Origin of the sequence: Streptomyces sp. NPDC058469, from assembly GCF_042721125.1 — a bacterium.
GTDB lineage: Bacteria > Actinomycetota > Actinomycetes > Streptomycetales > Streptomycetaceae > Streptomyces.
Window position 1 is genome coordinate 59,090 of sequence record NZ_JBHXME010000015.1, and the last position, 21,963, is coordinate 81,052.

General features: G+C 69.2%; 22 protein-coding genes and 1 riboswitch. Of the genes, 11 read left to right on the forward strand and 11 right to left on the reverse strand.

Going from position 1 to position 21,963, the window contains the following annotated elements; translation table 11 throughout:
• The first annotated feature begins 82 nt into the window (after positions 1-82).
• Positions 83-943, forward strand: coding sequence for a hypothetical protein (locus ACFWP5_RS10765; RefSeq protein ID WP_384153509.1), 861 nt, complete (start codon positions 83-85; stop codon positions 941-943).
• Between the two features lie 117 nt (positions 944-1,060).
• Here ACFWP5_RS10765 and ACFWP5_RS10770 read toward each other — a convergent pair whose 3' ends face one another.
• Entirely contained in the window at positions 1,061-2,065 is a 1,005-nt protein-coding gene (locus ACFWP5_RS10770; protein WP_384153512.1) for a hypothetical protein, read from the reverse strand.
• A 272-nt stretch (positions 2,066-2,337) separates the two neighbouring features.
• Here ACFWP5_RS10770 and ACFWP5_RS10775 point away from each other — a divergent pair, with 272 nt between their 5' ends.
• Positions 2,338-3,612, forward strand: a complete 1,275-nt coding sequence (locus ACFWP5_RS10775; RefSeq protein WP_384153515.1) for a serine hydrolase domain-containing protein — start codon at positions 2,338-2,340, stop codon at positions 3,610-3,612.
• A gap of 10 nt (positions 3,613-3,622) precedes the next feature.
• Here the strand turns inward: ACFWP5_RS10775 and thiC are convergent, their stop codons facing one another.
• Positions 3,623-5,443, reverse strand: a complete 1,821-nt coding sequence (gene thiC / locus ACFWP5_RS10780; protein WP_384153518.1) for a phosphomethylpyrimidine synthase ThiC — start codon at positions 5,441-5,443, stop codon at positions 3,623-3,625.
• Positions 5,436-5,625, reverse strand: a riboswitch (TPP riboswitch). Its footprint overlaps the gene before it by 8 nt.
• A 71-nt stretch (positions 5,626-5,696) precedes the next feature.
• On the opposite strand from thiC, the gene ACFWP5_RS10785 reads away from it, so the two are divergent.
• Positions 5,697-7,199, forward strand: coding sequence for a YibE/F family protein (locus ACFWP5_RS10785; RefSeq protein ID WP_384153521.1), 1,503 nt, complete (start codon positions 5,697-5,699; stop codon positions 7,197-7,199).
• A 230-nt stretch (positions 7,200-7,429) separates the two neighbouring features.
• Here the strand turns inward: ACFWP5_RS10785 and ACFWP5_RS10790 are convergent, their stop codons facing one another.
• The 4 genes from ACFWP5_RS10790 to ACFWP5_RS10805 form a co-directional block, all read right to left on the reverse strand.
• Positions 7,430-7,867: an SsgA family sporulation/cell division regulator gene (locus ACFWP5_RS10790; RefSeq protein ID WP_328681540.1), complete on the reverse strand. Its 438-nt coding sequence runs from the start codon at positions 7,865-7,867 to the stop codon at positions 7,430-7,432.
• A gap of 99 nt (positions 7,868-7,966) precedes the next feature.
• The gene (locus tag ACFWP5_RS10795) at positions 7,967-8,680 is read right to left on the reverse strand and encodes an IclR family transcriptional regulator (protein ID WP_384153601.1); all 714 of its coding nucleotides are present in this window, start codon (positions 8,678-8,680) and stop codon (positions 7,967-7,969) included.
• Between the two features lie 536 nt (positions 8,681-9,216).
• Positions 9,217-9,429 (reverse strand): DUF5326 family protein, encoded by a 213-nt coding sequence (locus ACFWP5_RS10800; protein WP_019055111.1) that lies wholly within the window; start codon positions 9,427-9,429, stop codon positions 9,217-9,219.
• Positions 9,430-9,606: 177 nt separating this feature from the next.
• Entirely contained in the window at positions 9,607-9,924 is a 318-nt protein-coding gene (locus ACFWP5_RS10805; RefSeq protein WP_262060822.1) for a cupin domain-containing protein, read from the reverse strand.
• 48 nt (positions 9,925-9,972) lie between these two features.
• On the opposite strand from ACFWP5_RS10805, the gene ACFWP5_RS10810 reads away from it, so the two are divergent.
• From ACFWP5_RS10810 to ACFWP5_RS10830, 5 genes are all read left to right on the forward strand, one after another.
• The gene (locus ACFWP5_RS10810) at positions 9,973-10,350 is read left to right on the forward strand and encodes a phage holin family protein (RefSeq protein WP_384153526.1); all 378 of its coding nucleotides are present in this window, start codon (positions 9,973-9,975) and stop codon (positions 10,348-10,350) included.
• A 7-nt stretch (positions 10,351-10,357) separates the two neighbouring features.
• Positions 10,358-10,849: a low molecular weight protein-tyrosine-phosphatase gene (locus ACFWP5_RS10815; protein WP_384153529.1), complete on the forward strand. Its 492-nt coding sequence runs from the start codon at positions 10,358-10,360 to the stop codon at positions 10,847-10,849.
• Positions 10,846-12,003 (forward strand): cystathionine gamma-lyase, encoded by a 1,158-nt coding sequence (locus tag ACFWP5_RS10820; protein ID WP_384153531.1) that lies wholly within the window; start codon positions 10,846-10,848, stop codon positions 12,001-12,003. The genes ACFWP5_RS10815 and ACFWP5_RS10820 overlap by 4 nt, the downstream gene beginning before the upstream one ends.
• A 227-nt stretch (positions 12,004-12,230) precedes the next feature.
• The gene (locus ACFWP5_RS10825) at positions 12,231-13,136 is read left to right on the forward strand and encodes a LysR family transcriptional regulator (protein ID WP_384153533.1); all 906 of its coding nucleotides are present in this window, start codon (positions 12,231-12,233) and stop codon (positions 13,134-13,136) included.
• Between the two features lie 111 nt (positions 13,137-13,247).
• Positions 13,248-13,730, forward strand: a complete 483-nt coding sequence (locus ACFWP5_RS10830; RefSeq protein WP_384153536.1) for an NUDIX domain-containing protein — start codon at positions 13,248-13,250, stop codon at positions 13,728-13,730.
• 16 nt (positions 13,731-13,746) lie between these two features.
• Here the strand turns inward: ACFWP5_RS10830 and ACFWP5_RS10835 are convergent, their stop codons facing one another.
• Both ACFWP5_RS10835 and ACFWP5_RS10840 read right to left on the reverse strand, forming a co-directional pair.
• Complete coding sequence (locus ACFWP5_RS10835) at positions 13,747-15,396, reverse strand: globin domain-containing protein (protein WP_384153539.1); 1,650 nt, start codon at positions 15,394-15,396, stop codon at positions 13,747-13,749.
• 305 nt (positions 15,397-15,701) lie between these two features.
• Complete coding sequence (locus ACFWP5_RS10840) at positions 15,702-16,337, reverse strand: HAD family hydrolase (protein ID WP_384153542.1); 636 nt, start codon at positions 16,335-16,337, stop codon at positions 15,702-15,704.
• Between the two features lie 195 nt (positions 16,338-16,532).
• On the opposite strand from ACFWP5_RS10840, the gene ACFWP5_RS10845 reads away from it, so the two are divergent.
• Positions 16,533-17,399 carry a GNAT family N-acetyltransferase gene (locus ACFWP5_RS10845; protein WP_384153545.1) on the forward strand — a complete coding sequence of 289 codons (867 nt, stop codon included), beginning with the start codon at positions 16,533-16,535 and terminating at the stop codon, positions 17,397-17,399.
• Between the two features lie 69 nt (positions 17,400-17,468).
• Here the strand turns inward: ACFWP5_RS10845 and ACFWP5_RS10850 are convergent, their stop codons facing one another.
• Together ACFWP5_RS10850 and ACFWP5_RS10855 are read right to left on the reverse strand one after the other, a co-directional pair.
• On the reverse strand, positions 17,469-17,891 hold the full coding sequence (locus tag ACFWP5_RS10850) for a heme-binding protein (protein ID WP_384153548.1): 423 nt from the start codon (positions 17,889-17,891) through the stop codon (positions 17,469-17,471).
• Positions 17,892-18,006: 115 nt separating this feature from the next.
• On the reverse strand, positions 18,007-19,215 hold the full coding sequence (locus ACFWP5_RS10855; RefSeq protein WP_384153552.1) for an MFS transporter: 1,209 nt from the start codon (positions 19,213-19,215) through the stop codon (positions 18,007-18,009).
• 141 nt (positions 19,216-19,356) lie between these two features.
• On the opposite strand from ACFWP5_RS10855, the gene ACFWP5_RS10860 reads away from it, so the two are divergent.
• Positions 19,357-19,815, forward strand: coding sequence for a MarR family transcriptional regulator (locus ACFWP5_RS10860; protein WP_366494815.1), 459 nt, complete (start codon positions 19,357-19,359; stop codon positions 19,813-19,815).
• 39 nt (positions 19,816-19,854) lie between these two features.
• Positions 19,855-20,307 carry a GNAT family N-acetyltransferase gene (locus ACFWP5_RS10865; RefSeq protein ID WP_384153554.1) on the forward strand — a complete coding sequence of 151 codons (453 nt, stop codon included), beginning with the start codon at positions 19,855-19,857 and terminating at the stop codon, positions 20,305-20,307.
• A gap of 128 nt (positions 20,308-20,435) precedes the next feature.
• Here the strand turns inward: ACFWP5_RS10865 and ACFWP5_RS10870 are convergent, their stop codons facing one another.
• Positions 20,436-21,821: a serine hydrolase domain-containing protein gene (locus ACFWP5_RS10870; RefSeq protein WP_384153557.1), complete on the reverse strand. Its 1,386-nt coding sequence runs from the start codon at positions 21,819-21,821 to the stop codon at positions 20,436-20,438.
• Between the last annotated feature and the right edge of the window lie 142 nt (positions 21,822-21,963).

Genomic DNA, 21,963 nt, shown 5'->3' on the forward strand with positions numbered 1-21,963 from the left:
GCTTATCCGTAGCAGGCTCCCCTCCGTTTCTGCCCGACGGCTCGTTGGCATGCGAGCCCCAAGCCCTACGGAGCATCGGGGGATGCACATGAACAGCGTTCCGCAGCACCTGCACAGCGAGGACCGCCAGGAGTACGAGCGGATCCTCGACGAGGCGCTGCGCTCCGCACCACAACGCCCGGAACTGGCCGCTGTCGGTAAGCGGCTCAACCCCGAACAGCTGCGCACCATGGCGCTCAACGCCACCGCACTCATCACGGCGGCCGCGGCGACCGAGTACCAGCACTACGTGAAGGTCCGCGAGGAACTGCGCCAGCCGGCGTCGTCCACCCCGTCGGCCGTCCGCGAGTCCGGCTCCGCGGAGCCGGACGGCGTGGGCGCGATGGGGCTCGCCACCACCCTGGGGGAGGCGGCCGAGGGTGCGGGCGCCATCGCCGTCGCCGCCGTCCTCACTCCCGTCCTCGCCGGCACGGCCGCGGCGATATTCCTGCTCGTGGGCTACATCCTCAAGATGCTCAGCCCCGAACCGGCGTTCGCCAAGACCATGCTGACCGCCGGATGGGTGTTCGGCGCCATGACCGCCGCGGCGATCCTCGTCGCCATCGTCGGCCTGCTGCTCACCGCTCTGCGCAACAGGCCCTCGCTCGACACCGGCCCCTACGGCGAGTCGGGCGGTGAAGTCGCCCGGGCCAGGGAGGCCTGGCACGACGCCCTCCTGGAACGCGGCATCCTGCCGTTCCTCCAGGAGGCGCTGGCGGCTCCGGGCACGGCGACACTGCGCCGTACGACACCCACGGCACCGAGTCGCATGCCGCACCTCGGCTACGACCGGCCCGGCTTCTCCAGCCCGGACGACGGCCCGGAACCGGGTCACCGCCCGAGCTTCAGCAGCCCGGACTTCAGCAGCCCGGACTTCGGGGGGCCCGAACACCAGCCGGAGTAGCCCCTCGGCTTGCGCCCCCACCCAGGGGAGCGCAAGCCGAACACCCGGTCACGGGATCAGTGGGCCGCAGGTTCACAGGGGCGGCCGTGTGGTGCGCTCGTCGAACAGCGAGTCCCCTCAGAACGCCTTCTCAGGAAGGGCGATGATCGCGATGCTGTCCGGCTGGGCGACAGCCAGTCGATTGCCGTCCGGATGCAGGGCCGCGACGGGCGTCGGGATGTGGGTGATCCCGTAACTCCCCTCCCTGCTCGGCACCTCCACAGTCGGCCACTCCATCATCGACGCCCCCGTCGTGACGTCGATCAGCCGTGGATGCCCGTACAGCGAGACGACCGTGTCACCCCGCGGGATCAGCGTGCCGATGTGGAAGTCGACCCTGTTGCGATGAACCCACCGCTTCTCGGAGAGCGACCACACGCCCAACTGCCGTCGGCCCAGGTCCGCGGCCTCCGCGGTCTCCTCCTCGTCGACGAACTCCTCCCCGGTCGCCACCGCCACGCGGTCACCGTCGAGCCAGCAGGCCGAGATCACCTCGGAACTGTTGCCCGGGTACAAGGACAGCACGCCACGGCCGTCGAGCACCGCGGGGTCCGTCAACGCCCGGTCCAGGTCGAAGACTTCGACGATCCCGTACGGATGCCACACCCAGCCCGCCGACAACAGGTGGGTCCCACCCGGAGACACCGCCGGCCGCGAGTGGAAGACGTCGTTCCGAGTACGGTCGCCGCCGGTGAGCCGTTCGCCCGTTTCCGCGTCCTCGATCTCAAGGACGTCGTACTCGTCCGGGCAGTGGACCAGTACCTCACGGCCGTCCCACAGCACCCCGAGGGCGACGGGATAGTCGAAGTCCTCGGCGTGGTCGTTATCGCGCTCCAGCTCACGGACCGGCCGATCGCCTTCGAGCAACAGCGCCTCGGTGCCCCGCTCGTCGTAGACCACGGTGAAGCGGCCGGACGGAGAGCTGACGCTCCGGTCGAAGGAAAACCCATGATCGACCGAGACGTGGCGCTCCACACGATCAGGACCCCACCGCCGGCCACCCACGACATCGACCAGATCATCGCCGTCCCACGCCAGCGACTGTGCCTCGTCCGTCACCTGCAGAAGAATTACGGTCTCCATCACTCCCCCTGGTCCCCAACGCAACAGCGCTGCCCCAAAGGCACTCAACCCCCCGGAACAGCGCCAATCTACGGGCGTCAGTCCGCGATGGGGAGTGTTTCGCGTGCCGTACGCCTCGCGGTCGAGGCGGTACAGCCGGGGGTGAACCCGTAGTTCGTACGGGGGCCAGGTGCACCCCTCATGCGGAGGGCAGTCCCATCCCCTCGCGCCGGCAGATCCGGTTGGCTGGTGATCGTCGCTGATCGGGAACCGGAGCACCGGGGGATACGAACATGCAGATGCCGTCGTCGAAGAAGGCCGGTGCCACCGTGCTGGCAGCAACGCTGCTCGCGCTGGGCTCACCCCTGGCCGCGACCGCCGTCACCGCCACTGCCCCAGCCACCGCTACCGCCACCGCCGGGCACACGGCGCCGAGGCCGTCGTCCTACACCGAGCACACACTTCAGCAGGACCTCGCAGCCGTACGGAAAGTCGGCGGCGGGGATGTGAACGTGCTGGCCAGGGTCGACGGACCGAAGGGCCCGCCGCTCATGGCCCGCATCGGCACCCGGACCGCCGACTCCACGGCCCCTATCCCCTGGAACGCCCACTTCCGCGTGGCCAGCACGACGAAGACGTTCGTGGCGACCGTGGTCCTGCAACTCGTGGCGGAGAAGCGGCTGTCGCTCGACGACTCCGTCGAACACTGGCTGCCGGGGGTCGTCTCGGGCAACGGCAACGACGGCGGCCGCATCACCGTCCGCGACCTGCTCCGCCAGACCAGCGGCCTGTACGACTACATCGACGACCCGGCGATCCAGGACGGGCTGATCAACCACTTCGACGAGAACCGCTACGACATCACCCCCACGGCCGACCTGGTCGCGGTGGCGATGAAGCACCGGCCGGTGTTCGTACCGCAGCCGGGCGAGCCCACCCGCTGGGCGTACTCCAACACCAACTACCTGTTGGCCGGGATGATCGCCGAGAAGGCCGGCGGCACGAGCTGGCAGGACCTGGTCGCACACCGGGTGATCGCGAAACTGGGACTGCGCAACACCTCCATCCCCGGGCTCGACCCGTTCCTGCCCGATCCACACGTGAACGCGTACCTGACGACCGCCGACGGCAAGCGTCTCGACGTCACCGACCACAGCCTCCAGCACACCGCGGACTCCGGCGTGGTGAGCACCACCGCCGACCTGAACACCTTCTTCCGCGCCCTGGCCGACGGCAGGTTGCTCCCCGCCGAGGAGTGGCGCGAGATGCGGCAGACCGTCGAGCGGACCGACGACCCGGAGGACGTGGCCGAGATGCCCGAAGGAACCTACGGCCTCGGCCTGCGCAAGATCCCGCTCTCCTGCGGCGGTTTCTACTACACCCACGAGGGCGACGGCGCGGGCGTCAACACCCGCCCCGCGGTGAGCGCGGACGGCAGGCGCGCGGTGACGGTCTCCATCACGACCACCACCGCACCGCCGGACCTGGCCGCACTCAACCGCGCGACAGGCACCCTCGTCGACCATGCCCTGTGCCTCAGGCCTGCCGAGGGTCCGTCGAAGAGCTAGCCGGTCGTCGTCAGTCGGCGATCGGCAGATACACCCGGTTGCCCGCCGCCGCGAACTCCTTCGACTTCTGCTCCATCCCGACCTCGATCTCCTCCCGACTCCCGCCGTGCTCACGGCGGATGTCGTGGGAGATCTTCATCGAGCAGAACTTCGGCCCGCACATCGAACAGAAGTGCGCCGTCTTGGCCGGCTCCGCCGGAAGCGTCTCGTCGTGGAACTCCCGTGCCGTGTCCGGGTCGAGGGCCAGGTTGAACTGGTCCTCCCAGCGGAACTCGAAGCGGGCGTCGGACAGCGCGTCGTCCCACTCCTGCGCACCGGGGTGCCCCTTGGCGAGGTCGGCTGCGTGGGCGGCGATCTTGTAGGTGATGACGCCGGTCTTGACGTCGTCACGATTGGGCAGGCCCAAGTGCTCCTTGGGCGTGACATAGCAGAGCATGGCCGTGCCCCACCAGGCGATCATCGCGGCACCGATGCCGGAGGTGATGTGGTCGTACGCCGGCGCGACGTCCGTCGTCAGCGGGCCGAGCGTATAGAACGGAGCTTCATCACAGATCTCCTGCTGAAGGTCGATGTTCTCCTTGATCTTGTGCATCGGGACATGTCCCGGGCCCTCGATCATGGTCTGAACATTGAAACGCTTCGCGATCGTGTTGAGTTCCCCGAGCGTCCGCAACTCCGCGAACTGCGCCTCGTCGTTGGCGTCCGCGATCGAACCCGGCCGCAGGCCGTCGCCGAGCGAGTACGTGACGTCGTAGGCGGCGAGGATCTCGCACAGTTCCTCGAAGTTCTCGTACAGGAACGATTCCTTGTGGTGCGCGAGGCACCACGCCGCCATGATCGAGCCGCCGCGCGAGACGATGCCCGTCTTGCGGTTCGCCGTCAGCGGTACGAACGGCAGCCGCACGCCCGCGTGGACGGTCATGTAGTCCACGCCCTGTTCGGCCTGTTCGACGACCGTGTCCTTGTAGATCTCCCAGGTCAGCTCCTCGGCGCGGCCGTCGACCTTTTCGAGTGCCTGGTAGAGCGGCACCGTTCCGATGGGGACGGGGGAGTTGCGCAGCACCCACTCGCGGGTGGTGTGGATGTTGCGGCCGGTGGACAGGTCCATGACCGTGTCGGCGCCCCAGTGGGTCGCCCAGGTCATCTTCTCGACCTCCTCCTCGATGGAGGAAGTGACCGCGGAATTGCCGATGTTGGCGTTGACCTTCACCAGGAACCGCTTGCCGATGATCATCGGCTCGATCTCGGGATGGTTGACGTTGACCGGCAGCACCGCCCGCCCGGCCGCGATCTCCTCCCGGACCACCTCAGGCGAAACGTTCTCCCGTACGGCCACGAACTCCATCTCGGGCGTGATCTCACCCCGTCGCGCATAGGCGAGTTGCGTGACCGCGACGCCGTCCCGCCCGCGCCGCGGCTGACGCGGCCGCCCAGGGAACACCGCGTCGAGATTGCGCAGTCCACCGCGCGGCGAGGTGTGCTTGATGCCGTCGTCCTCGGGGCGGAGGGGCCGGCCCGCATACTCCTCGGTGTCACCGCGCGCGATGATCCAGTTCTCCCGCAGCGGCGCCAGCCCCCTGCGGACATCAGTGTCGACGAGCGGATCGGTGTACGGGCCGGAGGTGTCGTACAGCGTCACGGACTGCCCGTTGGTGAGGTGCACCTGACGGACCGGCACCCGCAGATCGGGGCGCGAGCCCGCGACGTACCCCTTGTGCCAGCCGATGGACTTCCCGGCCTCCGTGGGCTGTTCGGCCCGTGCGGACTTCTCGCCCGGAATGGGCTGTTCGTCCTGGCTGGAGGCAGGCGTGCGTGCGTCCTTGTTGGTCATGAGACCTACTCCCTACGCCGGCATTACCCGGTAACAGGTTCGGCGGTCGACGCAGCGGCTTCCGTCAGCCGATGTTTCATGTGAAACATCACTCGATTCAGGTGACGTTTCCCGTGAAACATCGCAGAGACGAAGGTCAGCGCCCTCTCAGCCCGGTGCTCCGAGCTCCCGCGTGTGCAAAGGTGCCTCCACGCTAGCGTCATAAGTGGCGCGGTGAACAGTGGGCCTCCGGCGTTCTTGCGATGATCGGGCGGTGACCACGACACAGCAGCCCCCGTACCCGCCGACCGGGCCGCCGCATGGCCACGACCAGGGAACCGGCGACGACCACGGTTCCGGTTCCGGGCACGACCACGGATCGGGTGGGGACGGTGGTCACGGTTCCGGTGCGGACGGTGGTCACGGTTCCGGTGGAGGCGGCGGCCACGGTCATTCGCACAGCCATGGCCCCGCCGCCCCCGTCTCCCGGCATCTGCGGAAGGTCATCGCGGCGATCCTGATCCCGTTCACGGTGGCGGTCGTGGTCGGCATGGTGGTGCTCTGGCCCGGCGGCGCCCCGTCGCACAAGCGCACCGGGGTCGGCTTCGACCGGCAGACACAGCAGGCGACGGTCACCAAGGTCGTCAGCGTGAGCTGCGCGTCGGTGAACGCCTCGGGCGGGGGCTCGACCGGGGACACCTCTACCGCCGAGGGCTCCTCGGCGGCGCAGGAGGCGGGCGGCACCTGCAAGAAAGCCACGGTCACGGTCGGCACCGGCAAGGACAAGGGCCGTACGTTCACGGAGATCGTGCAGCCCGACCAGTCACGGCAGTTGCATCAGGGCGAGAAGGTCGTGGTCGCGTACGAGCCCTCGGCGCCCAGGGATCTGCAGTACTCCGTCACCGATGTGAACCGTAAGTTCCCGATGGCGCTGCTCGCCGGGATCTTCGCGCTGGCCGTCGTGGTGGTGGGCCGGCTGCGCGGTGTCATGGCGCTGGTCGCGCTGGCCATCAGCTTCATGATCCTGAACTTCTTCATCCTGCCCGCGATCCTGCACGGCTCGAACCCGCTGATCGTGGCCGTGGTCGGTTCGAGCGCCATCATGCTGATCGCCCTCTACATGTGCCACGGCCTGTCGGCCCGTACGTCGGTGGCGGTGCTCGGCACGCTGATGTCGCTGGTGCTGATCGGCGTCCTGGGCTCGGTGTTCATCGGCTGGGCCGCGCTGACCGGGAACACGGACGACAACACGGGCCTGATCCACGGGCTGTACCCCTCGATCGACATGAGCGGTCTGCTGCTCGCCGGCGTCATCATCGGTTCGCTCGGTGTGCTCGACGATGTGACGGTCACGCAGACGTCGGCGGTCTGGGAACTGCACGAGGCCAACCCGTCGATGGGCTGGCGCGGGCTGTACCGCGCCGGCATCCGCATCGGCCGCGACCACATCGCCTCCGTCGTCAACACGCTCGTCCTCGCCTACGCGGGCGCGGCCCTGCCCCTGTTGCTGCTCTTCTCCATCGCGCAGAGCAGCGTGGGCGCGGTCGCCAACAGCGAGTTGGTCGCCGAGGAGATCGTGCGCACGCTGGTGGGTTCGATCGGCCTGGTCGCATCGGTACCGGTCACCACGGCCCTCGCGGCCCTGGTGGTCTCGGCGGACCGTCCGGGACCCGAGGCGGTTCCGGCAGGTGCGACTACGGCGGGTGCGGCCACGGCGGCGCCGAGTGCCAAGCCCGCTGCGGCGCGCGGCGGGAAGGGCCGTCGCCGCAAGCACTGAGACGCCGCAAGCACTGAGACGCCGCAAGCACTGCGGTGGGCGGCGAGAACCGCCGTACGGAGCCGAGGAGAAGCGTTACTGCGGATCTCCGGGCCCCGCAGGACTTCAAGCTGACACCGGACCGTCAGGGCTTCACGGGGCCCTTCAGGGCTCACGGCGCCTCCAGCGGCTTCCGAACCCATGGCGAAGCGTTACGCCAACTCCCCAACCCTCGCCGCCGTCACAACACCTCACCCCGCGCTCTGCTCCTCCGCCAGGATGCGGTCCAGTGCCTCGTCGAGGTGGGTGTCGAAGTCCGCGAGGGCGCCCTCCTGGCCGAGCGGAACCAGCCGGTCGGTGCGGTCGAGGAACGCCACGAGCGGTGCCGCGCCGGTGCGGAACAGCGCCTGGTCGCTGCCCACCTGAAGCCGGATCAGCACCTCGCCCAGCGTCTCCGGGTCGACGGGCTCGATCCGCACATCACCTTCCCCGCACGCCATGCCGACCCCGTCGATCAGCAGCTCCCGGCCGAAGGTCCAGGTCACCGGTGCGTCGCCCGGCAAATGGAAGGTCAGCCGCACAGCGTACGGATCGCACGTCTCGTAGCCCAGTTCGACCGGGATACGGAAGGAGAGCTCCTCGGAAACGAGGAAGCTCATCATGACCTCTGCCTGTACGGACTCGCGCATCGCCTATCCCGTCAACTGCCGTCGTCTGGCCGGGAATGATCCCCGTGACACTGAAGGAATATTGCTGAACGTACACGTTAGATCACAAGGAGTAAGTTTTCAGATACTGATAGAGAGCGCGAGCGACCCCAGAAGCCTGCCGATCTCGGTCTGCAACTGCCGCGCCGAGACCAGCAGTCGATCGGCCTGATGCGAGGGCAAGGAGATGGCCATCGTGGCGGCCGTGGCACCGAGCGTGATCGGAATCGCCGCGCAGACCGTCCCCAGCGCGTACTCCTGACGCTCCACCACCAGCTCCGTCCGCCGCATCCGGTCCAGGCGCCGCAGCAGGGCCTGACCGTCGCGCACGGTGTAGGGCGTGAGGGACTGCACGGGGTAGCGGTCGAGGTGGTCGCGGCGGACGTCCTCGTCCAACTGGGCCAGCAGACACTGGCCGATCGCGTGCGCGTGCCCCGTCTCACGGAAGTCGGCCCACTCCTCGACCGCCGGATTGCCGGGGGTGTCGGAGACGCACAGGACCTCGATCTCGCCGTCGCGGTACATCGCGTAGTACACCGGTACGCCGATCGAATCCCGCCAGTGCGCGAGCGCGTCGACGATCGTGCTGCGACGTTTCTCCTGTGCCCCGCTGCTGCTGAGCCGCTCGGCCGCCTCACCGAGGAAGAACAGCCCCTTTTCGCGGCGGAGATAGCCCTCGTGCACGAGGGTGCGCAGCAGGTGGTACGCCGTGGGGAGGGCGAGGCCGGTCTCGCGGGCCAGTTGCTTGGCGGGTGCCCCGTGTTCGTGTCCGGCGACGGACTCCAGCAGGCGCATGGCCCGTTGGACGGAGCCGATGAGGGTGGCGGCGGACTGCTGCGGGCCGTCGGCTGTCGCGGAGTGCTGCCGGTCAGGAGCTGCGGTGAAGGGCTGCTGGTCGGTGGCCGTCGCGGAGCGCTGCCGCGGCGGGGCCGCCACCGGGCGCTTCTGTGCCACCGGCCTTGACTGTGACACCGGCTGCAACTGTGCCACCGGACCCGGCCGTTCCACCAAACCTGCCTGTGCCACCGGCCGCAGTTGCGTGGGGACCGCCACCGAGCGCGGCCACGTGGGCGGGACGGGCTGGGTGGGGCGTGCGTGTGGTTCTACGGGTGCGGTGTCAACCGTGGCCAAGGGTCACTCCCGGAGCGCGAGGGGGCAGCCCGTGCGGGGAACACGGGGAGGGGGGTGCGCCGCCCGCGGGGTTCGTCCCCGCGTCGAGTTCCGGACTTTAACCGCCCGCCGGCACCCGCAGACGGCCTGTCCGGAAAACTTCCCTCGCCCGAGGGAACCGGTGATTCCTGTTACCGATCACCGGTTGCCCAGCAGGGACCTCACCAGTCGCCGCGTGAGGAGGAACTCGACGTGAACTTCCGCACGACGTAGATCACTCCGCCGACCAGCGCCACGAAGACCAGCAGCTTGAAGAGCAGTCCGATGACGATGCTCACGACGGTCGCTATCAGCCCGCCGAACACGACCAGGGCGATGACCGGCACCGCGACCCACTTCACCCACCACGGCAGTCCCGCGAAGATCTCTCGCATTGTCCTCGTCCTGTACCTCTCCGCCCGTCGCTCGTACCGGGTCCTGTCGGTGTCCGGCACTCGTGTGCCGGATCTCTGCTGTCCTGCACTCGATGCTAGGCCGGGCGAGGGCCGAACGGGGGCCTCCCATCCCTTGTCCTCCCCTGACCGTTCCCCTAGGGAACCCTGAGACGCGGGTCAGGCTTCGGGTGGAGAGAACACCACCAGCACCCGCAGGTCCTCGCTGATGTGGTGGAACTTGTGGGCCACCCCGGCCGGCACGTAGACGACGCTGCCGCGCGCCACCTGGGTGGTCTCCATGCCGACGGTGATCGCGGCACGGCCGCTCACCACGAAGTACACCTCGTCCTGGTTGTGCGGCTGCTGCCTGTCGTGCTCGCCGGAGTCGAGCGCGTACAGGCCGACCGACATGTTCTTCTCGCGCAGGAACTGCAGGTATGCGCCGTCGTTGGCGGCACGCTCCGCCTCCAGTTCATCCAACCGGAATGCCTTCATCGCCCTCGTCCACGCTCGGAGTCGATCTCTTCTGTCACGATCAGACACATGAAGAATTTCCTAGTCAAGACGATCGCCAACGCGGGTGCCCTGGCGGTCGCCGTCTGGCTGCTCGACAAGATCACTCTGACCGGTGACAGCACCTTCAAGAAGGTCTGGACGCTGCTCCTCGTCGCCCTGGTCTTCGGCCTGGTGAACTTCCTGGTCAAGCCGATCGTCAAGGTGCTGACCTTCCCGCTGTTCATCCTGACCCTCGGTCTGATCACCCTGGTGGTCAACGCGCTGATGCTGATGCTCACCTCGTGGCTGGCCGACAAGCTCGACCTGAGTTTCCATGTCGAGGGCTTCTGGACCGCCGTCCTGGGCGGCCTCATCATCTCGGTCGTCTCCTGGGCGCTCAACGTCGTCCTGCCCGAAGGGGACTGAGCGCGCGATGACGTACCGCGTCAGCTTCGTCTGCACCGGCAACATCTGCCGTTCGCCGATGGCCGAATCGGTCTTCCGCGCGCGGGTCGCGGAAGCCGGGCTCGACGGACTGGTCGAGGTCGACAGCGCGGGCACGGACGGCTGGCACGAGGGCGACGGCGCCGACCCGCGCGCCGTCGCCGTCCTGGAGGAGCACGGCTACGGGACCGACCATGTCGCCCGCCGGTTCCAGGCGTCCTGGTTCTCCCGCCTGGACCTCGTCATCGCCCTCGACTCCGGCCACCGCAAGACACTGCGCCGCCTCGCCCCGACCGAGCGGGACGCCGAGAAGGTCCACCTGCTCCGCTCCTACGATCCCGACGTCACTGACGACCTCGACGTACCGGATCCGTACTACGGGGGCCTGGACGGCTTCGAGGAGTGTCTTGAGATGGTGGAGGCGGCGAGCACGGGTCTGCTCGCCGCGGTGCGCGACGAAGTGGAGGGACGAGCGGTATGAGTGATTCCGCTGCAGCCGGAGGTATCGGGAACGGCGCGGGGGACGGCACTCGCGCGGTGCGGGCCGGTCTGCCCGAGCCGGTCAAGTACGAACCGACCCTCCCCGGGCCGGTGTTCGCCGCGCACTTCCATCTCCCTGGCGAGGCGACGGGCCCGTACAAGTACGGCCGTGACGAGAACCCCACCTGGACCCACCTGGAGCGCGCCATCGGCGAGCTGGAGGCGCCCGGGCAGGACGGCGTCGAGACGCTCGTGTTCGCCTCCGGCATGGCCGCCATCTCGTCGGTGCTCTTCTCCCAGCTGCGCGCCGGCGACGCGGTCGTCCTGCCCGACGACGGCTATCAGGTGCTGCCCCTGGTGCGCGAGCAGTTGGAGGCGTACGGCATCGAGGTGCGCACCGCGCCGACCGGCGGGGACGCCCAGCTCGACCTCCTCGACGGCGCCAAGCTGCTGTGGATGGAGACCCCGTCGAACCCCGGGCTCGACGTGTGTGACGTACGACGGCTCGCCGACGCGGCACACGCGCGTGGCGCCCTCGTGGCCGTCGACAACACCCTCGCCTCGCCCCTGGGACAGCGCCCGCTGGAACTCGGCGCCGACTTCGCCGTCGCGAGCGGCACCAAGCAGCTCACCGGGCACGGGGACGTCCTCCTCGGATACGTCGCCGGGACCGACGCCACCGCGATGGCCGCCGTACGCCGCTGGCGCAAGGTCGTCGGCGCGATTCCCGGGCCCATGGAGGCCTGGCTCGCGCACCGCTCGATCGCCACGCTCCAGCTGCGTGTCGACCGGCAGAACGCCACCGCGCTGATCCTCGCGAAGGCCCTGCGCGAACGCGCCGAGGTGACGGGGCTGCGCTATCCGGGGCTGCCCGACGACCCCTCGTACAAGATCGCCTCGCAGCAGATGCGGCGCTACGGATGTGTGGTTTCGTTCACGCTGTCCACGCGCACGCGTGCCGAGCGTTTTCTCGACGCGCTGCGGCTCGTGGACGACGCGACGAGCTTCGGCGGGGTGCGGTCCACCGCCGAACGGCGCGGACGCTGGGGAGGGGACGCGGTATCGGAGGGCTTCGTTCGCCTCTCGGTCGGTGCCGAGGACCCCGAGGACCTGGTGGCCGATGTGCTGCGTGCGCTGGACGAGTCGGCGCGGTGAGCGCTTTACGTACCGCCGGTTCGCGTCCGGCTACGCACAACGGACGGTCCGAGCCTCCCCCCTCGTGGCTCGGACCGTCCTCGGTTCTGCGCGCGAAGAACCGCGCGCACAAGGCTAGTTGACTCTGTGTCAGTGTCCAATCACAGTAGCGACAGAGACCTATCGACTTATTTATAGTTGGGCCCTGCCCGGGGCCGGAGGAAGGGCGGGGAAGGAGAGTGCGTGCCATGGATCTGGCCTTGCTGCGCACCTTCGTGACCGTGCACCGGGCCGGCTCCTTCACCCGCGCCGCAGCCCTGCTCGGCCTCTCCCAGCCGGCGGTGACGTCCCAGATCCGCACCCTGGAACGGCAGTTGGGCCGCCCCCTGTTCCTGCGCCAGGCCCGTGGGGTCACTCCCACGACCATGGGCGACGAACTCGCCCACAAGGCCGCGCCGCATCTCGACGCCCTCGTGGAGATAGCCGAGACGGGTCCCGACAACGACTCCTCGCTGCGCACCCTGCATCTCGCCGGTCCCCCCGAGTTCACCGCCGAGCGGGCCCTGCCCGCGCTCACGGAGCTGACCGGCGACGACGGCCAGGGCTTCGCGCTGCGCGCGTCCTTCGGAAACGCCGAGGAGACCCTGGACGGGCTGGCCGCCGGACATCATGATCTGGCCATCAGCACGGCCCGTCCGCGAGGAGCTCTGCTCACCGCGACAACGCTCTGCGACGAGGAGCACGTCCTGGTCGCCGCCCCGCACCGGGCCGAGCAGATCGGCTCCGCGAAGCTCGACCCCAAGGACGCACCCGCTCTGGACGACCTCCCCGTGATCGAGGTCCACGAGTCGCTGCCCTTCGTCTCCCGGTACTGGGCCTCCGTCTTCGACTCCCGTCCGCCCGCCCCGGGCACCGTCATCGTGCCGGACCTGCGCGCGGTCCTCGCCTGCGCGACCGCGGGCGCCGGGCTCGCGGTGCTGCCCCGCTATCTGTGCGCCCTCGCCCTGGAACGCGGTGAGGTCGTCCCGCTCCACGAACCCGCGATACCGCCGCTGCGGACGTATTTCCTGGTGGTGCGCACCGGCACTCTCGCGATGCCGCACATCGCCCGGGCCCACGAGTGGCTGCAGCGGGCCGCGATCGACTGGGGCTGACCAGGGGCTTTCCCGCCGTTCCGCAGCAACCCCACCGAACGTCACTCGCTGAATCGTCAAGGCCACGTCTTGCGATGTTTCACGTGGAACCAGCCGGGCCACATTTCTCCCATGACCGTCCGACCCGTGGTCAAGCGCACCGCACGTGCCGTTCTCCTCGACGGCGACGCCCTGATCCTGATCAAGCGCACCAAGCCAGGTGTCGATCCCTACTGGGTCACGCCCGGTGGCGGGGTCGAACCCGGGGACACCACCGTCGTCGATGCCCTGCACCGGGAGGTGTACGAGGAGCTCGGCGCCAAGATCACCGACGTGGTGCCCTGCTTCGTGGACACCGTCGAGCACATCGGCGCGGACGCGGCCTCGACCGGCGTGAAAGTGCAGCACTTCTTCGTCTGCCACCTGGAGTCCATGGACCCGGCGCTACGGCACGGCCCGGAAATGGACGAGCCGCTCGGCGAGTACGAGATCGTCAGAGTGCCGTTCACCCGGGTCGGCATCGCGTCCGTCCACCTCGTGCCCCTGTCCCTGCGGCACTATCTGGACGGCAACATCGAAGGGGTCCTCGCGATGCACGCTCCCGACCTGGGCTGACGCCTCCGGCACCGGGTCAGTCCCCGGCGCCCACCAACTCCTCGACCGAGTCGTGCCGTATGCGCCCCGACGGGATACCGGCGTCCCGCAGGGCGTGGACACCGCTGCGGATCATTCCGGGCGGCCCGGAGACATAGGCGTCGTACTCGTTCCACGGCCCGTACGTGCGTATGGCGTCCGGGAGTTGGAGGTTCCCCTGCCGGTCGACGATCGGCCGGACCGCGAGCCACGGATGCGACTGCTGGAGCCGGAGCATCGTGTCGATGTCATAGAGGTCGTGGTCGGTACGGGCGCCGTAGAACACCTCCACCGGTCGCCGCTCGCCGCGCTCGGCGACGTCCTCGACCAGTGCCTTGATCGGCGCTATGCCGGTGCCTCCGCCTACGCAGAGCAGTCCGCTGTCGGTGGTGTGGTCCACGGTCATCGAGCCGGTCGGCGGCCCGAGCCGGACGATGTCGCCGGGCCGGGCGCGGTGCACCAGCGCGTTCGAGACCCAGCCCGCAGGGACGGCCTTCACGTGGAAGGTCAGCAGCCCGTCCGAGCGAGGCGCCGAGGCGAAGGAGTAGTGCCGCCAGATCCGCGGCCACCAGGGCGTCTCCAGGCTCGTGTACTGCCCGGCGAGGAAGGGATAGGGCTGGTCCGGGCGAAGGGTGACGACGGCGACGTCCCGGGTCCTGAGGTCATGGGTGACGACCTCCGCGTGCCACCAGGCCGGGGCGCGCAGTTCGTCCGCGGCGGCCGCGTCGATCATGACCTGCGAGATCGTCGTGTACGCCCGCACCCAGGCCGCCTCCATCTCCGGGTCCCAGACTGCGGAGGCGTACTTGTTCAGCGCGCCGATGAGGCACTCGCCGACGGCCGGGTAGTGCTCGGGCCGGGTGCCGTACTTGCGGTGCCCGCGGCCGAGGTTCTGCAGATACGCGACGAGGACCTCGGTGTTGTCGATGTGCTCGGCCGCGGTCAGCAGCGCCTTGAGCAACCGGTCCCGCTGGGTGTCCATCGCCGCCGGGAACAGCGACCGCAGCTCGGGGTGGCGCACGAAGAGCAGCGCGTAGAAGTACGAAGTGACTTTGTCGGCCACCGGGCCGACTTCAGCCATCGTGCGGCGGATGAGCACGGCGTCCGGGGAGGCCTTCGCGGTGGCGGGGGCAGACGAACGCTGGGCGGGCACGCGCACGGGGGCGGGGGCGGCCGGGGCTGCCTCGGCGACGGTCTGAGCGGGTGCGGCGGGCTGCGGCGCGCGAGGCGGGGCTGCTGCCGGGGCGGGTGCGGGAGCCATGGGCTGGGCGGGAGTTGAGCGCTGGGCAGGGGCCGAGGGCTGCGGGGCGGTCACGGCCGTCGGTATTCGCTCCTGTCCGGGCGCTACGGCCTGCTGAGAGGCGTGCCCGTCCGGATGGGACACGGCACCGTCGCCACGCGGAGCAGGTGGAGCGGGCACGGCGGGTGGGGCCGCTGGGGCCGAACTCACCGTGGGCGGAAGCTCTTTGCTCCCCGCTGCCGCGCCCCTGCGGACCGGACGCAGCACGGCCGGACGCCGTCCCTCCGTCGTCCCACGCTCTTTACCCGGAGGCACCTCCGGCTGCTTGCGCGGAGTGAACCAGCCGCCGCCTCCGCCGCTGCCGCCGGACGTGCCGTTGTCGGCCGACGTGGGGGTCGGAGCGTCCATGGTGTGCCTCGCCTCGAACATCTTTCGGTCGGTCTGCGTGCTTCCTCGGCCGGAAGCTGCCTGCTTTCCGCGCGGACGGCTTGCTTCTCCCCGTTCGGTCAAGCTGCCGATACAGCCATATCCAACCCACATTCCCACTGCGTACGGACAAGTAAGGCGAGAGTGTGACATTGCCCGCAGTACTCTCACGCGGCGTCCAGCTCCGGACAAGAACCGGAGTCGACCCTACCGGCCCGAGTTCCGCACACAAGTGGCGCCTCGCTCCCCCGCGAACAGGGGGAGGGGCGAACCATCGATTCCCTCAATTACCGGGCGCCGCGCACCAATTCGTAGGCATCCCACAGATCCCGCCCCTCATAGGAGTGGGTCGCGAGGCCCGACAGATGCTGATCCGCGTTGACCGCGACGGAGACGGGCACGGCTCCGAACAGGTCCTTGTCCGACATCGAGTCGCCGTACGCGACGCAGTCCGCCCGCGTCACCCCGAACTCCTCACACAGCCGATCCGCGATCACCACCTTGGCAGCAGAGCTGAGGACTCCGGCCAGATCCATGGACGGCGCGGTGAACGGCACGGCGGGAAAAAGCGATCCGTACGTCGCGTGAGCGCCCCAGCCCGTGAGCCGTTCCACAAAGAAGGAAGGCGAGAGCGATACGACGGCACAGTATTCGCCGTCACTCCTGATCTCGGCCCAGACCTCACGGATCCGCGCCAGCCAAGGGGCACCTTCGAAGGCCGCCGCCACATGCGCCTCGGTGAGCTCCGCCCACAGCGTGTACACACGGGTCGCATACTCCGGCGGCCCGATCAGCCCGGCCGAGATCGCCTGCTCAAGCTCCACCGTCTCGGATTCCAGGCCGAGTTGACGGGAGATCTCCAGGGGCGCACTGGTTCCGTGCATCAAAGTGCCGTCGAGGTCGAAGAGATGAAGTCTCGCCATGAGCCACGAGGTTAGTGGGGGGACCTGTGGCCTCTTCCACGAGCCTGCCGGATGCTCGCCGTTCGCCGGTGTTTCACGTGAAACATCCGGCTTCTGTCGGTGCGGTGTGCCGCTGATCACGACATGGCCAAAAGCACGTACGTCTCACCGGAAACAGGTGGACGCCGACAACGCCCGTCAGACAGCCTGACCTGCGTGCCGACTCCTTCCCTCGCCGCTCTGCCCATCCGCCGGCTGACGCTCCGCGATCGCCTCGCCTGCGCCGACTTGTCCGAGGACCGGGGGTGGCCACGCGAGGAACACAAGTGGGGCTTCCTCCTCAGCGCCGGGAAGGGCTACGGCATCGACGCTCCCGAGGGCGGCCTCCTCGCGGCCTGCGTCGTCACGGAGTACGGCCCACAGGACCGCCCGGATCTGGTTGCCGTCGGCATGCTCCTGGTCGCCGAGCGGTACTCCCGTCAGGGCGTGGGACGCCGGCTGATGCGCCACCTGGTCTCAGCGATGGGCACCACACCACTGACCCTGTACGCGACCCCGTACGGCCGCCCGCTCTACGAAGAACTCGGTTTCAAGGCGACCGGCCGGGCCGAGACACTGCGCGGCCACTTCACACCTGCCGGACCTGAGTCCCGGATCGCCACCCGCGCGGCCACGGCCGAGGACCTCACCGGCATCCTGCGCCTCGACGAGGCGGTGTTCGGCACCGATCGCACGCCTCTCATCACGCGACTGCCCGCTTTCTCCGACCAGTTGAGGGTCGCGGAGGAGAACGGCCGGATCATCGGCTACGCGGGCGCCTGGCCCAACATGGACACCCAGGTCGTGGGCCCACTGATCGCACAGGACACGGAGACGGCGAAGGCCCTCCTCGCCTCGCTCGCCGCCCGCACCGACCGCCCGCTGCGCACCGACATCGACGTACGCCACGAAGACCTGCTGTCCTGGGCGAAGGAACGCGGACTCGTCTCCTCCGCCTTCAACGCCGTGATGACGTACGGCATCCCGGAGCTGCCCGGCGACTGGACACGACGCTTCGCCCCACTGACGGTCGCGGCCGGCTAACAGCCTCCGGACACGGAGAACGCCGGCTCCCGACCTCATCGAGAACCGGCGTCCCATCGCCCACAGACGTCAGACAAGCGCCTCTACGGCGGCCTGGGCGAAGCCGTGGTCCTGCGTCGGCGCGCCGCCACCGACCCCGATCGCTCCGATCAGCCGGCCGTCACGGTGCACCGGGATGCCGCCCGCGATGAACAGCAGCGGCCGGTCGAGCGCGGTGGGCAGGGTGTGGAAGAGGCCTCCGGGCTGGACGGCATCCACGAGGTCGGCGGTGGCCGCGTTCAGCTGAAGCGCGGTGTACGCCTTGCGGGTGCTGGTCTCCCCGGAGATCAGCACAGCCTGGTCGTCCCGCCGGAAGGCGAGCAGATGACCGCCGGCGTCCAGCACGGTGATGCTCACCGTGACCCCGGCGGCCTCCGCGGCTCGGCGGGCCTCGGCGACGAGCGCTTCGGCATCCTGGATGGTCAGCGGGGCTACGGCGGTGGTGGTGCTCATCAGGGTTTCTCCTTGCGGGTGTTGCTGTTTCTGGTGTTGGTCGGATGGCCGAGGCCGGGCAGGGATGCACGGGGACGGCCCTGGCCCCGCGTCTCCCCGCTCCGGCCGGACGGGGTCAGTGGTGGACGGCGGTCCGCTGCTCGCTCGGTGTGCCGCCCGCCACGACGCCGCCGTGGGCGCTGCTGCGGCGCTCCAGAGCGGCCGAGACGATCGCGAGGACCAGGGCGGCCGCGGCGAGGACGGCCCCGACCCAGTTCGGGGCGGTGTAGCCGAAGCCGGCCGCGATGACGATGCCGCCGAGCCAGGCGGACAGCGCGTTGCCGAGGTTGAAGGCGCCGATGTTCACGGCCGAGGCCAGCGTCGGGGCACCGTGCGCCTGGTCGAGGACCCGCTTCTGCAGCGGCGGCACCGTGGCGAAGCCCAGGGCACCGATGAGGGCGATGGTGACGGCTGCCGCGATCTTGTTGTGCGCGGTGACCGTGAAGAGCGCGAGCACGACGGCCAGGGAGCCCAGCGAGACGTACAGCATGGGCATCAGGGCGCGGTCGGCGAACTTGCCGCCGACGAGGTTGCCGCCGACCATGCCGAGGCCGAAGAGGACGAGCAGCCAGGTGACGGAGCCGTCGGCGAAACCGGCGACGTGGGTCATCATCGGCGCGATGTAGGTGATGGCCGCGAAGACGCCGCCGAAGCCGAGGACGGTCATCGCCATGGCGAGCAGGACCTGGGTGTTCTTGAAGGCGGCCAGTTCGTGCCGCAGTCGTACGCCCTCGGGCTTGGGCAGGTCGGGCACGAGCTTGGCGATGCCGGCCAGGCCGATCACACCGAGGCCCGCGACGACGGCGAAGGTGACGCGCCAGCCGACGGACTGCCCGACGAGGGTGCCCAGCGGGACGCCGATGACATTGGCGACGGTCAGCCCGGTGAACATCATCGCGATGGCTCCGGCCTTCTTGTCCGGGGCGACCAGCTCGGCCGCGACGACCGAGCCGATGCCGAAGAAGGCGCCATGGGCGAGCGAGGCGACCACACGGCCGATCAGCATCACGGAGAAGCTGGGGGCGACGGCGGAGAGCAGGTTGCCGACGATGAACAGGCCCATCAGCAGCATCAGCATCCGCTTGCGGGGGACCTTGGTGCCGAGCACGGTCATCAGCGGTGCGCCGATCACCACACCCAGCGCGTAGCCGGTGACCAGCAGCCCCGCGGTGGGGATGGAGACCCCGAAGTCACCCGCGACCTGGGGCAGCAAACCCATGATCACGAACTCGGTCGTTCCGATTCCGAAGGCCCCGATCGCGAGGGCCAGAAGCGCGAGAGGCATGTGGAGGTACCCTTCCCAGAAGGTTGCAGGAGCGCTTTGCGTGCGCTCACAATAGTTGCAGACGCGGGCTACATGCAAGCGCGGACTATTTCATCTGTGCTCTATCCTGGGCTCAGCCGCTCCGGGACGGAGGAAACGCCAATGACAGCGACGGACCCCGCACTCACCGCCCTCGCCCAGGGCTGGTGCGCCCTCTCCTTGCTGCACGGGAGGATCGAGGCGCACATAGAGCGCGCCCTGCAGGCCAAGCACGACCTGAGCATGCGCGAGTACTCGCTGCTCGACGTGCTCAGCCGGCAGCACGACGGTGACGGGGGCCATCTGCAGATGCGGCAGGTCGCCGACGCGGTCGTCCTCAGCCAGAGCGCCACCACTCGGCTGGTCACCCGGCTCGAGGACCGCGGCCTGCTCGCGCGGTACCTGTGCCCGACCGATCGACGGGGCATCTACACGAACGTCTCCGAGGCCGGCCTCACGCTGCTCGAAGAGGCCCGTCCGACCAACGACACCGCACTGCGCGAGGCACTCGACGCAGCGGCCACGAATCCCGAGCTGGCGCCACTGGTCCGGGTCGTGGAGTCGATGAACGTGCCCGCGTAGGTCCGGCCCGCACCGCACCCGTCTGCCTAAGGTGTGGTCATGGGAGATCTTGAGATACGAGCCGCGGTCACCGAGGACGTCCCCGCCATCGTCGGCATGCTCGCCGACGACCCCCTGGGTTCCCAACGCGAGTCACCGGACGACCTGACGCCCTACCTGGCCGCACTGGACCGCCTGGCCGCCGACCCGAACCAGCACCTGGTCGTCGCCGTGCGCGAGGGCCGAGTGGTCGGCACCCTCCAACTCACGGTCATTCCGGGGCTGTCCCGCAAGGGCGCCACGCGCTCGATCATCGAGGCCGTACGCATCCACGCGGACGAGCGGGGCAGCGGCCTGGGCACACAGCTCATCGAGTGGGCGATCGCCGAATCGCGCCGCCAGGACTGCCAGTTGGTCCAGCTGACCTCTGATGCCACCCGCACCGACGCCCACCGGTTCTACGAGCGACTCGGCTTCACCGCCTCGCATGTGGGCTTCAAGCTCCCGCTCTGAAAGACCTCGCCTCCGAAAAGACCTCTTCGCTGACGAGAACTCTCCCCTGAGGAGAGAGCGAGGCGTCCGGCCGACAGCGGGAGGCGCCATGTTTCACGTGAAACACGACGCCTCCCCGACTGCGGCGGCTAGCGGAGCCCCCGCCACCCCTCCGGGTCCACCCCACCCGGCACAGAAGCGCTCTCGTCGTACGGCTGACGCGTGAAGACGAACGATCCGAGGTCCAGGTGACTCACGGACCCGTCAGGGCGCCGTGCGGGCCGTAGGAGCTCTCCGGCGTAGTAACCCTCCAGCCCGGTCCACGTTCCGTGGCCGTTGGCTCGGAAACGCGAACGGCGGCCACTGCCTGCCAGCGGCTCCAGTGAGGCCCCGCCGTCCGCCGTCAGCCTCAGAGCGAAACCGTGCGTACCCCAGTACCACTGCCCCGCCAACTCCAGTGCGGCGGCGTCGACTTCGGGCATCGGGCGCCATGGCTCGGGAATCCTCGGCTCGGCCTCGGCGACGATACGGATGAGATCGGCACCCACCGATGACAGCAGTGGGCCGGAGGTGCAGTTGGCCAGCACGACAGCCGAGACGTCGTCCGCCAGGCTGATGGTGAGGTTCGCCAAGAATCCTGGCAGTGACCCGGAATGGCCGACTAGCAGTCGACCATCGCGGTGCTGAACCTGCAGGCCGAGACCGTAAGCGGAGCCGTCCACAACATCGACTGCCTCGGCCGGTGCCGCAGGAGCCCGCATCTCCCGCACGGACTCCGCGCTCAGAACCCGGTCGTCCCCGTTGGCCAGGAAGACGGCGAACCGCGCCAAGTCGCCCGTGGTGGACCAGAGTTGACCGGCCGACGCCATACGGCCCAGATCCTCCGCAGGTTCCGGCAACAGCGCGTCGGCCCAGGGATGCACCGCCCAGCCACCCGCGTGCGGTGCCTGCGGCTGAGCACTCGTACGGTCGAGGCCCAGGGGTTCGTGCACTTCCCGCCGGAGTACGTCCTCCCACGGGGCACCCCGCAACTCCTCGACGAGCGCGCCCAACACCGCGTAGCCGGGGTTCGAATAGTGGAACCGGCGGCCGCCCGGATGCAGCAGAGGCTGCTCCCCCAGCACATCGCGGAGTTCCGGCCGCAGGGAACCCGGCGTCCGCTCCCACCAGGGCGCGGGCGACTCGGCCGCCAACCCGCTTGTGTGCGCGAGCAGTTGGGCGATGGTGGCCTCCCCCGCGCCGGTGCCGGGCAGATGCTTCTCCAGCGGGTCACCGAGGTCGAGGACGCCCTCGTCGCGCAGCCGCAGGACCAGGACGGCGGTGAACGTCTTGGTGATCGAGCCGATCCTGTACTGCACGTTCTCGTCCGGCCCGTGCCCGTCCACCGAGGTCCGCGCGCCGTGCCACACCGCTCGCCCGCCCCGCACGACCGCCGCGACCAACGACGGCGCCCGCCCCTCGGCCTGGGCCACGGCGATCCGATGCAACAGCGCCCGGCGGGTGCCGGGAAGCAAGTCGTCCTGAGATGTCGTCATGCCCCCAGTCCATCCGGCGGGACGGCCGTACGTCGAGCACATTTCTCGGGATCTTGCCCGCCGGTGCCGCGCCGCCGACGTGCGTGTCGGCAGCGGATGGGCCTGTAGGGTCTCACCGCCGATGACATGTCGATCTTCTGTG

What these genes read in the sequence shown, in the direction of transcription:
- ACFWP5_RS10775 (WP_384153515.1), top strand. Translation starts at nt 2,338, where the DNA reads ATGCAGATGCCGTCGTCGAAGAAGGCCGGTGCCACCGTGCTGGCAGCA.
- ACFWP5_RS10855 (WP_384153552.1), bottom strand. Translation starts at nt 19,215, where the DNA reads ATGCCTCTCGCGCTTCTGGCCCTCGCGATCGGGGCCTTCGGAATCGGA.
- ACFWP5_RS10770 (WP_384153512.1), bottom strand. Translation starts at nt 2,065, where the DNA reads ATGGAGACCGTAATTCTTCTGCAGGTGACGGACGAGGCACAGTCGCTG.
- ACFWP5_RS10825 (WP_384153533.1), top strand. Translation starts at nt 12,231, where the DNA reads ATGGATCTGGCCTTGCTGCGCACCTTCGTGACCGTGCACCGGGCCGGC.
- ACFWP5_RS10810 (WP_384153526.1), top strand. Translation starts at nt 9,973, where the DNA reads ATGAAGAATTTCCTAGTCAAGACGATCGCCAACGCGGGTGCCCTGGCG.
- ACFWP5_RS10835 (WP_384153539.1), bottom strand. Translation starts at nt 15,396, where the DNA reads ATGGACGCTCCGACCCCCACGTCGGCCGACAACGGCACGTCCGGCGGC.
- ACFWP5_RS10815 (WP_384153529.1), top strand. Translation starts at nt 10,358, where the DNA reads ATGACGTACCGCGTCAGCTTCGTCTGCACCGGCAACATCTGCCGTTCG.
- ACFWP5_RS10820 (WP_384153531.1), top strand. Translation starts at nt 10,846, where the DNA reads ATGAGTGATTCCGCTGCAGCCGGAGGTATCGGGAACGGCGCGGGGGAC.
- ACFWP5_RS10790 (WP_328681540.1), bottom strand. Translation starts at nt 7,867, where the DNA reads ATGCGCGAGTCCGTACAGGCAGAGGTCATGATGAGCTTCCTCGTTTCC.
- ACFWP5_RS10805 (WP_262060822.1), bottom strand. Translation starts at nt 9,924, where the DNA reads ATGAAGGCATTCCGGTTGGATGAACTGGAGGCGGAGCGTGCCGCCAAC.
- ACFWP5_RS10840 (WP_384153542.1), bottom strand. Translation starts at nt 16,337, where the DNA reads ATGGCGAGACTTCATCTCTTCGACCTCGACGGCACTTTGATGCACGGA.
- thiC (WP_384153518.1), bottom strand. Translation starts at nt 5,443, where the DNA reads ATGACCAACAAGGACGCACGCACGCCTGCCTCCAGCCAGGACGAACAG.
- ACFWP5_RS10800 (WP_019055111.1), bottom strand. Translation starts at nt 9,429, where the DNA reads ATGCGAGAGATCTTCGCGGGACTGCCGTGGTGGGTGAAGTGGGTCGCG.
- ACFWP5_RS10830 (WP_384153536.1), top strand. Translation starts at nt 13,248, where the DNA reads ATGACCGTCCGACCCGTGGTCAAGCGCACCGCACGTGCCGTTCTCCTC.
- ACFWP5_RS10870 (WP_384153557.1), bottom strand. Translation starts at nt 21,821, where the DNA reads ATGACGACATCTCAGGACGACTTGCTTCCCGGCACCCGCCGGGCGCTG.
- ACFWP5_RS10795 (WP_384153601.1), bottom strand. Translation starts at nt 8,680, where the DNA reads ATGCGCCTGCTGGAGTCCGTCGCCGGACACGAACACGGGGCACCCGCC.
- ACFWP5_RS10850 (WP_384153548.1), bottom strand. Translation starts at nt 17,891, where the DNA reads ATGAGCACCACCACCGCCGTAGCCCCGCTGACCATCCAGGATGCCGAA.
- ACFWP5_RS10765 (WP_384153509.1), top strand. Translation starts at nt 83, where the DNA reads ATGCACATGAACAGCGTTCCGCAGCACCTGCACAGCGAGGACCGCCAG.
- ACFWP5_RS10865 (WP_384153554.1), top strand. Translation starts at nt 19,855, where the DNA reads ATGGGAGATCTTGAGATACGAGCCGCGGTCACCGAGGACGTCCCCGCC.
- ACFWP5_RS10860 (WP_366494815.1), top strand. Translation starts at nt 19,357, where the DNA reads ATGACAGCGACGGACCCCGCACTCACCGCCCTCGCCCAGGGCTGGTGC.